The organism is Prevotella nigrescens, from assembly GCF_031191185.1.
In the GTDB taxonomy this organism is placed as follows: domain Bacteria; phylum Bacteroidota; class Bacteroidia; order Bacteroidales; family Bacteroidaceae; genus Prevotella; species Prevotella nigrescens.
This window is the reverse complement of record NZ_CP133465.1, coordinates 1,483,740-1,495,789: the sequence shown is the minus strand read 5'-3', so window position 1 is coordinate 1,495,789 and position 12,050 is coordinate 1,483,740. Positions and strand designations below refer to the sequence as shown.

The window sequence follows — 12,050 nt, the reverse complement described above, 5'->3', positions numbered from 1 at the left end:
ATAGCCTGAAGTTTTTTTGCGTTTAGAAGAGCTTTTTGGGGTAGATGCCTTCGTCTACAAGCTGTCTTATGCGTGCCACGACGCCGTCCCTGTCTGCCGGATAGGTTACGCCGAACCATGTACTCGTGGTGTCGAGCACGTCTACGGTGGCTGTTCCGTCATTAATGAGTTTGTTTACCATCATTGGTATGTAGTATTCCGACTTTTTGTTTTCAATGTTCTTGGGGTCGGAAAGAAATTCCTTGAAGTAGCTTTCGCTGTATTCGAAGTAGTCGGGAGTAAATCCCCACACATTCATGGAGGTGGGCGTGTTGTCCGGAACGGTGGTCCAGCTGCCGTCTTCGTCCATATATTGCACCTTGCCATCGCGCCGTTCTATCTTCGTCCGTTCCACAACGGTGGTCAGATGTCCCTGTTCGTTCGTGCTGCACAGTCCGCGCGACACTGTTCCGTTCTCGCTAAGGGTGTTGCCAACACGGAAGCCTACCATGGCATACTTGTTCCTTGAGCCTTCAGGAAGGTTGGCAAGAAACTTCCCTATCACCATGAAGGCATCGCGATTGTAGAAGTCGTCGCAGTTAATAACACAGAAAGGTTCGTGCACAACAGCCTTTGCCATTAGCACGGCATGGTTGGTTCCCCATGGCTTTCCCCTCCCCTCGGGCACTGTAAAGCCCTCGGGCAGCGCATCAACGCTTTGAAATACAATCTCGGAAGGTATGTGTCCCTCATATTTAGACAGCACTTTCTCTCTGAATTGAGCCTCGAAATCCTTGCGAATGATAAATACTATCTTTCCGAACCCGGCTTTTATGGCGTCGTATATGGAGTAATCCATAATGGTTTCGCCGTTCGGTCCAAGTCCGTCCAGCTGCTTTAAGCCACCATAGCGGCTGCCCATGCCAGCTGCAAGAAGTAATAATGTTGGTTTCATTTCTTTAATTTGTTAATGATTTTCTGGTCTAAATGTATCGCTTTAGGGTTGCAAAGATACAAAAAGTTTGGAAAACAATATATAATAAAGGTGTAGAATATGAGGTGCTGAGGTATTTTCAGGTATTTTTATGGTGGTAAAGAGTCTACAGTTGCCTCTTCAGTCTTTACATTGGAAAACAAAGAGATGAAATATTTGTTGGAATATGAACAATTTATTACCTTTGTAACCAATGGAAAAAGATATATCCAATATTGAGGAAGTATAAAAAACAATCTCTCAATGATCATGTTGTTGTCGTAAAATACAAGCATTATAAATTAATTCAACAATGCCGTACTTTCAAGTCGGCCATTAACTTAAACTTTTGTAAATATGAAAAGAATTTTATTTTTAACCTTTGCAGTAGCACTAAGTTTTTCGGTCTATGCACAAACGAGTGTATTTCAGCGAAACTTGAAAACAACAAGTAATGCACATTTATCTATCTCACAGAGAGCAGGTTCAGATAAAGTGTCAATCAGGAAGATTGAACCATCTGCAAATCAGGTATGGTGGGGTTATCAGCCAGAAAACGAAGAACGTAATGCCGTAGGCGTTTCGAAAACTGAGACATACGATGCTGCTCTTTTTATTGCTCCAGGCAATTCTATTATTATGGGGAAAGCCATTAAAGCTATCCGCTTCTATCTACGCGACAAAGTACATACAAATAATGTGAAGATTTGGATTTCAAAAAGTTTACCCGACAATATTAATAATGCAGATTATATCCAGAGTGTAGATCAAGCATCTCTAAAATGCTGGCGATGAAGGAGAAAATATGCAAGGAATGGTAAATGATGTAAAACTAACTACTCCATATATTATTGGCAACAATGGTATATATATAGGTTACACTGTTACGATTACAGATGCTTCTGAAGGAACAACAAAGTTTCCAATTGTAAACTATAGTGGGCCAGAGCCGAATAGTTTTTTTATACGTACTTCAAAGACTGCAACAGAATGGACGAATTTGGCTGAAGAAGGTTTTGGACAGTTAGCATTACAAGTCCTTATCGAAGGGGATTTCGCACACAACTCTGTATCTCCAAGTTCATTACAAAACCTTGTTGTTGTAAAAAATACTACAGGAAAGAGTAAGCTCGTCTTATTTAATGCTGGTACTGAAGGTATAAACAGTATTGACTACACAATTACCACCAATGGTATACCAAATGCAGAACAACATCTTGTTATCAATTCACCAGTAAGAACAATGGGTGCACAATGTACAATTAGTTTACCTCTTGCAGCTGATGCGAATACGGGAATTGCTGAAAAGACTATTACTATAACAAAAGTAAATGGTAAAACGAACGAGTCCGAGAATAAATCAACAACTTGTAAACTTACTACCGTTAACAAACAAGTAAAGAGAGGTGTAGTTATAGAAGAAAATACAGGAACTGGCTGTGGCTGGTGTCCACGTGGTTGGGCTGGAATGAAGAAGTTACGCGATAAATTCGCTGATAGCTTTGTAGGTATTGCTATACACCAATATAACGAGACAGATGTCATGTACTGTAGAAATTACGCAAAACTTAATTTTGGTGAAGCTCCAACCTGCAAGATAGACCGTAATGATGTTATGGACCCATTCTATGGTTCCGATGAAGATATCTGTGTAGATTTTAAAGAAGCATTAGCACGCATTGCTACAGTTGGTGTATCGGTAACAGGAGAATTAAACGCAGATAAAACAGAAGTAACTGCAACTGCAACTATCGAGCCTTTGGTAAACGGAACATATGAAATTGCATACGCTCTAATTGGCGATGGACTTACGGGGACAGAAAACTCTTGGCAACAAAGCAACAATTACAGTAAGTATGCAGCTGCTAATGTTGCCAATGATCCTTATCTTGCACTATTCTGTAAAGGCGGTAAATATAGTGCAGCTAAAGTTACATTAGTTTACGACGACGTTTTACTCTCCAGTTCTTATAACTCAAACCATAATAACAATGCAAAGCTTGAACCGCTTAAGACCAATCATGTTGTAACCAATACTTATACATTTAAATTGCCAAATAAAAAGCTTTTAAAAGAGGCTATTACAAGGACAGGTTATAATAAACTCGCTGTGATTGCTATGATTATTAATAACGAAGGTAAGATTGATAATGCCGCAAAATTCTATTTGTCTGATCCTGTAGGGATTGGAGGTATTTCTGAAAATAATGGTGAACTTAGAGAAGTTGCCCGTTATACCATTGATGGTCGTAAAATTAGTGTACCACAACGTGGTCTCAATATCGTAAAATTATCTGATGGCTCTACTATAAAGATATTGATAAAATAGAACGAGACACGATGTTTCTATAATTAAATAAGGAAAAAGCTCTAATCGCAACCTGCAATTAGGGCTTTTTAATAAAAGTTACGCCTGGAATTTAGATACTTCAGAATGCCGTCAGACTCAAGTTGTTGGTTTGTAGGACTCCATTTTAAAACAAAACGGAGCTAAAGAAAAATCCTACATCCCCGTTGATAGCAGGTTCCAAAAATTATCTTCGCAAGAAATCTGTCCTTTAGTTGAGAAATTTTATCGTTCTCTCAATCCGCTAACAGCTTTGGCTGAATAAGCAGGACCACTGTTTCGCACTGCTTTACCAAACACTCGACACGTAACATCTTCTGTTGCAGTGCGCGAATTCACCATTCTGCCCTTAGCATTGTTGGTTGCTTGGCGTGCCAAATCTATATAAAACTCATCTGTAGTATTCGTACTGATACCGTAACCGTAGAAGGTATCGTAACCTTTTGCCTTTTCATAACCAAGGTGGAAGCCCTTCTGTGAAGAATGAGCATCCATGCGGAAGATTGTACCAGACTTAGTGTACTTGATGTATATGTCGCCGTTCTTGTCTACGGACCAAGAGAAGTCAAGTGTCTGTGTAGAACCGTCAGCCCCAGTATCTACCTCCGTACCATGCCCACTCAGCGAGTTCTTAGACGTTTCGTACTGGAAGAACTTCATATTAGCATAGAAAGTTTGTGAAAGCCGCTTCCCATTCTCGTCGAAAGCGATGGTCATCTTGCCTGCCCATTCACCTGAAAGCATCTGGGCTTCTGCCATTAGCGGGTCATTTACACTGCCGTAATTTACTGCATTCATAAACTCGGCAAATTCTACTGCCGTAGCCGACGGATAGTAATACAAGAACCAATTTCTTGTCGTATAGTAATCAGCCCCACTGGGATATGTATACCAATAGTTCCGAACAGCCTCTGTTACGAGGTCGTTATAGTAGTAACAATATTCTTCGTCGTCATCACAACTTGTAAATCCTACGGGAACAGCCACCAATGCAAGCACCATCAAAAACTTAGTAATCTGTTTCATAATTATAACTTTTTATGTTTCTATCCTTTTCAATACCGCAAATTTAAGGAACATAGTAAACTGTTGGAATGCTTTTTCTCTATTTTGCAATAGGGAAATCCCTATAAAGAACTGCTCAAAAGATTTATTAAACCTTTTTGGTAAATTTTTATAATAATGAAATAGTACATTCAAAATAATTCTGTAAATTTGTACTGATAAAAGGTAACAATTCAAAATAGAAAATAAAGAGGTCGAAACTATCTATTAAGGTTGTGCCATTATCGCAGAATAAAGACAAAAAACCGTATTAAACAACGCTGTAATAAGCGAATACGGAACATTAACTTAAATTTTTGTAAATATGAGAAAACTATTATTTTTAACCTTTGCAGCTGTACTGAGTATTGCAGCCCATGCGCAAACAAGAGTATTACAGCGAGACCCAGGTACAGTGGGAAACGCACAGTTGTCCACTTATTACAAGGCACCAGTCAAGAAGATAGACCCCGCTGCCAATCAAGTATGGTGGGGATACAGCTCTGACAGCGAACACCGTGCCGGACTTGGAGTGAGAAAAGCCGAGACTTACGATGCAGCATTCTTCATTACCTCTGGCAATGTCGCTGTTGTGGGAAAGACCATCAAAGCCATTCGCTTCTATCTGCGCGATAAGCAAAAGACGAGCAACATAAAAGTGTGGATTTCAAAGAAACTGCCCGAAGACATCAGCAAGGCGGACTATGTTCAGAACGTAGACCAATCGTCTCTGAAAGCTGGCGATGAGAACGGCAATAAAGAAGGAATTTCCAATGACGTTGCACTGACTACACCATACGTTATAGGCTCTGAAGGCGTCTACGTGGGTTACACTTTCACCATTACCAGTGCTTCGAACGAAGTAACACAGTATCCCGTCCTTACATGTGGAGACGATAAAACACCCAACAGCCTCTTCCTTCGTACCTCGACATCTGTAGACAAGTGGTCAGACCTCTCGGGCGAAGGTCTTGGCAGACTGGCTCTTCAGATACTCATAGAGGGTAATTTTGCCAAGAATTCGGTAGCTCCCAATACATTACCAGACGTTGTCATAGTGAAGAACAAGGTAGCCAAAGGCAAGCTCACCGTAACCAATGGTGGAAGTGCCGGCGTCAGCAGCATCGACTATACTATAGCTACCGATGGTACTGTGGGTGCAGAACAGCATATTGACATCAACCCATCGTTCAATACGTTTGGAGGTCAGTTCACTATCGAACTTCCTCTTGCAGCCGATGCCAAGACGGGAACAACCACGAAGACCATCACCATTACCAAGGTAAACGGAAAACCTAACGAGGCAAGCAACAAGTCCGTAACTTGCAAGCTGACCACTGTCAGCAAGGAAGTGAAGCGAGGCGTCGTTGTAGAAGAAATGACAGGTACTGGCTGTGGCTGGTGTCCACGCGGTTGGGCAGGTATGAAGAAGCTGCGCGACAAGTTCGGCGAAAGCTTCGTGGGTATTGCCATACACCAATTCAACGATACCGACCCAATGTACACCTCCGACTATGCAAAGATTAAATTTGGCGGCGCACCTACCTGCAAGATAGAACGCGACGATGTTATAGATCCTTTCTATGGTAAGGGAAACAGCATTTGTGACGACTTCGAGGAAGCTCTTGCACGCGTTGCAGCGGTAGGAGTATCGGTTACAGGCAAGCTGAATGACGATTGCACCGAAGTAACCGCTACGGCAACCATCGAACCTTTGATAAACGGAACGTACGAAATAGCCTATGCCCTTATTGGCGACGAACTTACCGGAACAGCTTCTTCATGGAAGCAAAGCAACAATTACGCCTCAAGAACCGCCAGTCAATGGGGTATCAAGGACTCATACCTCATTCCGTTCTGCAAGGGAGGCAAGTATGGCAATAGTAGGGTTACATTGACTTACGACGACGTACTGCTCACCAGCTCTTATATTTCAGGCAACAACAAAGCAAAGCTCGAGCCACTGCAGGAAGGCAAAGTCGTAACCAACACCTACAAGCTTAAGCTACCGAAAAAGGCTATTATTGCAGAAGCCATCAAGAAGGCAGGCTATAACAAGCTCGCAGTCATCGCAATGATTATACGCAATGATGGCAAGATTGAAAATGCTGCTAAATTCAACTTGTCTAACGATCCTGCTGGTATCGAAGGTATATCTGAGAACAAGGGCGAACTGAAGGAAGTAGCACGCTATACCATAGACGGTCGCAGAATCAGTGCTCCACAACGTGGTCTGAATATCGTAAAATTATCTGATGGCTCTACCATAAAGATATTGGTAAAATAGAACGAGACACGATGTTGTCCATAATTAAATAAAGGAAAAGCCCTAATCGCAAGTTGCGATTAGGGCTTTTTTAATAAAGGTAGCATCTTCTCGTATAATTTCTTCCTATGATTGACGCCGATATACCATAATAAAAAGAGGAGAATGTATTGACATACATTCTCCTCTTCTAATATTATATAATGCACTTACATTAAAGGCGATAACCCACTGTTAGCAGAAGCTGTCCTCTATTATTGTCTACCTTTGTTCCTGCTGCTTGGTTAGAATACGATGTTGTAGTGCCCGTTGCAGTGTCGCGTATAGCGAAGTTCATCGTAGAGAATGGATAGAAGGTTCCCTTCTGTGCGCTGTATTGATAAGCTAAATCGATGTTGAATTTATTTATCTGATAGCCTACACCGAGTGTAAATCTGTTGGTAGACTCCCAATTGACAAAGTCTGTTGATGAAGAATAGGCACTTCCTGGAGATACAATTGTAGGATCTCTCTGTGCATCTTTATCGTACTTCGGACTTACATAATTATAGCCTAAACGCAGTGCCAAGTTGCTTGCTGGCTTATATTCGGCACCAATCTTCAATGTACTTACACCCTTTAGCGCTTGTTTGGTATGCTTGTTCATTGCCTTGTCTGATGAAGAAGTCTCGTAATAAGAACCATAATAGTCGCTATAATAACCACCATCGTTTATTCGAGTGTCAAGAGTAGAATGGTCTTCATATTCGTATGTCAAACCGAGTGCAAGATAGTTGCCTACTGTATGCCCGAGAGAGAAGCCGAATTTCCAGGGTGTCCATAGCTTATAATCGTAGCTGTTAGGCACTTCACCCCAATCGTTCTTACCTCCTGTGTTGGTAACTCTGTCGATACGAGTTACATTTGATGTGGTTAAATCGTACCATGTAGGTGTCTTGACATAGGCACCAATACGGAAAGGAGAGTCGGCTACAGGGCGAACGATGATACCGGCGGTAAGATCGAACCCCGTACCAGTAATGCGTCGGGTGTCTCGCACCGTTACATTGCCTACACCATTAGACAATTTCTCGTAGTATCTGCTCTCCGAATCGTAATGCACATCTTTCAATCCGAATGTCAAACCAAGGTAGACTTGGTCGTGAAGGCTGCCACTAATATTGAAATCGTAGTTGCCTACATAACCCGTATTAGCCTTGTCGAATGTGTAAGAGTCAGCCAGATAACTATTAAACTTGCCTGCAGTGTTGGCATCTGGCAACAATGTGTTGAAGTACAAATAGTCTAATTGATTCCACGTCCAAGACACATTGCTACTTCGTGGGTTGGCAAAACCTATATAAGCATTATCCTTCTGACGTACATCGAAGCCTCCATAGCTTTCAGAACCAAGCACGTGTTTCAAGTAAGACTGGTTGTTTTGAGAACCATTACCCAACTTCCCACTTGCATTCAGCAGGAAATCGAAATTCTTGCTCTTGCTATAATTAAATCCGAAGTTTATGTTTGAACCACGAGGGGCACGTGTTGTATAAACAAAACCTATCTGGTCGAAGCTGGTGTTTGTCTTCTTTCCATCGCCAAACTCCTTACCTTTACTCTGCATAAGTAGTCCACCACTCACAGAAAACTGACTGCGACGGAACAAGCCAATACCTGCAGGGTTGCTGCTGATGGTAGAAATATCCGCACCCAGAGCCTCCATGGCTCCACCCATACCTACATAACGTGCTGTTCCGTTAAGGTCGCTACTCGTTAAATTGGCATTCTCGTATGTCTCTTGTGCTGCTGCCGGCAACGAAAACAACGTTGCTGCCAGCAAATAATACTGTATTTTCATAACTATCTTCTTGTTATTTACCTATTTAAACAAACTCTTTTACTATAGAAGCAAAACTTATCTGTGTCCGCCAAAGCTTCCGCCACCCGAACGGGAGCTGCCAAAGCTACCACCACCGAAGGTGCCACCACCCGAACGTGAGCCTCCAAAGTTTCCTCCATTGAATGTATTTGAAGGGCGTGATTCATAAGTTCGCGGTCTATTGCGTTCTACGTTGAATGAATTGTCACGGTTGTAAGAATCTCGTCTGATGGTACTCTCAAACCTACTGTTCCGGGAAGAATTTCCAAAATTGGCTCCTCTGTTATACAAAGAATTGTCTCTTTCTATAACAACTCGACCATCCGACCTTCCAAACTGTCCGCTGCGGGCATTCATACTGCCGAATGAGCGTGTTGGACCTGCACTGTTCATCTGTCCGTAATAAACCGAATTATTGTTCCCGAACCTGCCTCCACGTCCGCTCCAATGATTGGCTGTGCCGGTATGTCCCGAAGGATAACTGTATCCGAAACCTGGTCTTGCATAACCATAGTAATAGTATGGATATCCCCAACCATAATAACCATATCCCCAAGGGTCGTACCATCTGCTACGATAGCCGTAATACCACCAAGGATCATAATAACCATAGTACCAAGGATCATAATAGCTCATGTACCAAGGATCCCAATAACCGAACGAAGCACGGAAGCCAAAGCCTGAATATCCATAGTACCAAGGATCGTAATAACCATAGAAATCATCGAAGCGACCCATGCGACGACTGTACGTAAAGTCATTGTCCGCATCTTCAAAATAACGATCGAACTGATAAACTGTGTCTACTTGACAAGTTCCATTCTGGTCTTTTACCTGAACGATGTCATTCCCTAATGAGTCTTTACCTATCTTCCTATAAACTTTATCTAAAGAAACTCTGCGGTTATACTCACTGTCCGACTTGTTTATACCACTATAATAAGCATCTCGTCGAGCAACTTTAGCTGCCTTATATTCACGAATAGACTCCTTCGACGGTGTGAAATATACATCGTCTTGCGCCAACAAGATGGTTGGCAGAGCAAAAGCCATAACTGAAAATAGAACTAACTTTTTCATATTATTACCTCCCTTTTATTTGTTTTCCCTTTATTTCATTTTTCATCTGATGCAAAAATACCACATCTTAGTGTGCAAATATACGGATTTTCCCTAACTTAATATAGGTTTTTCCCTATTTTTTGAGCTAATCAATACTTCGTAAGGTCATACTATAAAGTATAAAGAGACATAATCATTGCATGCATTTCAAACATTTTAAGTATATTTGCACAATCATAAGAAATACATAATGAAAAGAATAATTACCACATCGTTATTAGGCATTGCACTGGCAATACCTATCTTTGCACAGACAAACAGTCAACAACAGGAAAGCAACAATAGGGCAACAACCACTGAAAGTGTGCCACAAAAGTATATTCCCACTGCCGAAAACCTTGCTGCGCGCAAACGGTTCGAAGGCTTCCGCTTCGGCATATTCCTGCATTGGGGCATTTACAGCACCTTTGCACAAGGCGAATGGTACTTGAACAACAAGATAAACAAAGACGAATATGCCAAGGCTGCATCGGCTTTTTATCCATCATACTTTGATGCCGACGCATGGATAAGTGCCATCAAAGCCTCCGGAGCAAAGTATATTACTTTCACATCGCGCCACCACGACAGTTTCTCAATGTTCAAAACAAAGGAAAGCAACTACAACATCGTAGATGCAACACCCTTCAAACGCGATGTACTGAAAGAGCTTGCCAATGCCTGCCACAAACAAAACATAGACCTGCACATATATTATTCCATTCTCGACTGGATACGCGAGGACTATCCCATTGGTCGGACGGGGCTCTATACTGGCAGAAAACTGAAGCCAAACTATGGCACTTACTTCAACTTTATGAAGGGACAAGTAAGCGAATTGCTCCACAACTACGGCAAAGTGGGTGCCATTTGGTTGGACGGTTATTGGGATCACGACAGCGACAGCATTCCGTTCGACTGGCGCATGGAGGAGTTTTATCGCTACATTCACAGCATTCAGCCAGCTTGTCTAATAGGTAATAACCATCACATTACTCCGATTGATGGAGAAGATTTCCAGATGTTCGAACGCGATTTGCCCGGCGAAAACAAGGCTGGACTGTCCGGTCAGGCCATCAGTCGCCTACCCCTCGAAGCCTGCCAGACCATGAATGGCATGTGGGGATACAAGGTTTCGGACATTAACTATAAATCAACCTCCCAGCTCATAGAACTCCTTGTGCGCTCGGCAGCTAAGGGAAGCAACCTCTTGCTCAACATTGGTCCACAGCCAAACGGCGAACTTCCTGCGCTTGCACTCGACCGTTTGCAAGGCATTGGCAAGTGGATGCAGCAGTATGGAGAAACCATTTACGAAACCATGGCAGGCGATGTTGCAGAAGCCGACTGGGGTGTAAGTACATCAAAGGGCAAGAAAACCTATCTGCACGTGTTGGAACAAGATGCTAAAACCATTTCGTGTGCATTGTCGGTAAAGCCTAAACGCGTCATAGATTTCGCTTCCCGACAGCCACTTTCGTTCCATTATGACAAGAAGACAAAAACGCTTACCACCCACATTGGAAGCCATAGGAACGTCGTAGACTATATTATAGAAATAGAAAAATAACGATTATGCCGATATTAGAAGTTTGCACAGAAAGCCTGCAAAGTGTCATAAACGCCGTAAAGGGCGGAGCACAACGCATAGAACTATGCTCTGCCCTATCGCTCGACGGACTGACACCATCGTTGGGACTCATAAAAACAGTACGCAAAATGTTTCCAAAACTCACCATTCATACACTTATAAGAGTGCGTGAAGGAGATTTCTGTTATAATGAAGGAGAAATAAAAGTGATGGAGACTGATATTAAAGAAATACTTTCATATACTGACGCAATAGTCTGTGGTGCATTAACTGCAGATGGAGATATAGACATTGCGACCACGCGCCGACTGATTGACGCCTGTGAAGGAAAACCCTTTACTTTCCATCGTGCTTTCGATGTCTGCAGAAATCCATTGAAAGCACTTGACGAACTTGCAGCCCTACACTGCACACGTGTGCTTACATCGGGGCAAGCTCCCACTGCCGAGACAGGCATACCCGCACTGAAAGAATATATAAAACACACAGAAGGACGTATGACCATCTTGCCCGGCGGTGGCGTAACCCCACTGAATGCAAAAAAGATACTCGCAGAAACAGGAGCAGCCGAGATTCATGGGTCGGCATCGGGCGTAGTAGAAAGTGGCAGAAAGGAGACGCTTACCGAGGTAGTTGCACAAATTCTTCAACAAATAAAGTAGCCCCAGCCAAAAGTTATTGAAGTAATGGGATTCTTTTAAATGTTGAAAGCAAGCACAGAAAAATCTCCTCGTTTTTGTAAAGATAGTTTTGTTAAAAAGTGAACCTTTCGGTTTGGCAATACAAAAGCGGCTGTTTTGCGATGCGAAACAGTCGCTTTTGCCGTGTAAAAGAGGCACTTTTAAGACGTAAAAGAACCTCTTTTGTAAAGTGCTGATAACATGATGA

At 42.4% G+C, this 12,050-nt stretch carries 9 protein-coding genes; 5 read left to right on the top strand and 4 right to left on the bottom strand.

Annotation, left to right across the window (positions count from 1 at the left end; all coding sequences use genetic code 11):
• Positions 1-22 precede the first annotated feature (22 nt).
• The gene (locus tag RDV52_RS08600) at positions 23-934 is read right to left on the bottom strand and encodes a glycosyltransferase family protein (RefSeq protein WP_004366056.1); all 912 of its coding nucleotides are present in this window, start codon (positions 932-934) and stop codon (positions 23-25) included.
• A gap of 375 nt (positions 935-1,309) precedes the next feature.
• Between RDV52_RS08600 and RDV52_RS08595 the strand changes: the two genes are divergently transcribed.
• The gene (locus tag RDV52_RS08595) at positions 1,310-1,747 is read left to right on the top strand and encodes a hypothetical protein (RefSeq protein ID WP_004366058.1); all 438 of its coding nucleotides are present in this window, start codon (positions 1,310-1,312) and stop codon (positions 1,745-1,747) included.
• Between the two features lie 10 nt (positions 1,748-1,757).
• Positions 1,758-3,281: a hypothetical protein gene (locus RDV52_RS08590; protein ID WP_004366059.1), complete on the top strand. Its 1,524-nt coding sequence runs from the start codon at positions 1,758-1,760 to the stop codon at positions 3,279-3,281.
• Positions 3,282-3,524: 243 nt separating this feature from the next.
• Here RDV52_RS08590 and RDV52_RS08585 read toward each other — a convergent pair whose 3' ends face one another.
• Positions 3,525-4,325, bottom strand: a complete 801-nt coding sequence (locus RDV52_RS08585) for a hypothetical protein (RefSeq protein WP_004366060.1) — start codon at positions 4,323-4,325, stop codon at positions 3,525-3,527.
• A 343-nt stretch (positions 4,326-4,668) separates the two neighbouring features.
• On the opposite strand from RDV52_RS08585, the gene RDV52_RS08580 reads away from it, so the two are divergent.
• Positions 4,669-6,630, top strand: coding sequence for a hypothetical protein (locus RDV52_RS08580; protein WP_004366062.1), 1,962 nt, complete (start codon positions 4,669-4,671; stop codon positions 6,628-6,630).
• A gap of 193 nt (positions 6,631-6,823) precedes the next feature.
• Here the strand turns inward: RDV52_RS08580 and RDV52_RS08575 are convergent, their stop codons facing one another.
• Positions 6,824-8,449: an OmpP1/FadL family transporter gene (locus RDV52_RS08575; protein ID WP_004362244.1), complete on the bottom strand. Its 1,626-nt coding sequence runs from the start codon at positions 8,447-8,449 to the stop codon at positions 6,824-6,826.
• Between the two features lie 57 nt (positions 8,450-8,506).
• Positions 8,507-9,550, bottom strand: coding sequence for a hypothetical protein (locus tag RDV52_RS08570; protein WP_004366063.1), 1,044 nt, complete (start codon positions 9,548-9,550; stop codon positions 8,507-8,509).
• A 232-nt stretch (positions 9,551-9,782) separates the two neighbouring features.
• Between RDV52_RS08570 and RDV52_RS08565 the strand changes: the two genes are divergently transcribed.
• Positions 9,783-11,141: an alpha-L-fucosidase gene (locus RDV52_RS08565; protein WP_004366064.1), complete on the top strand. Its 1,359-nt coding sequence runs from the start codon at positions 9,783-9,785 to the stop codon at positions 11,139-11,141.
• A 5-nt stretch (positions 11,142-11,146) separates the two neighbouring features.
• On the top strand, positions 11,147-11,824 hold the full coding sequence (locus RDV52_RS08560; protein WP_004366065.1) for a copper homeostasis protein CutC: 678 nt from the start codon (positions 11,147-11,149) through the stop codon (positions 11,822-11,824).
• Positions 11,825-12,050: the final 226 nt, after the last annotated feature.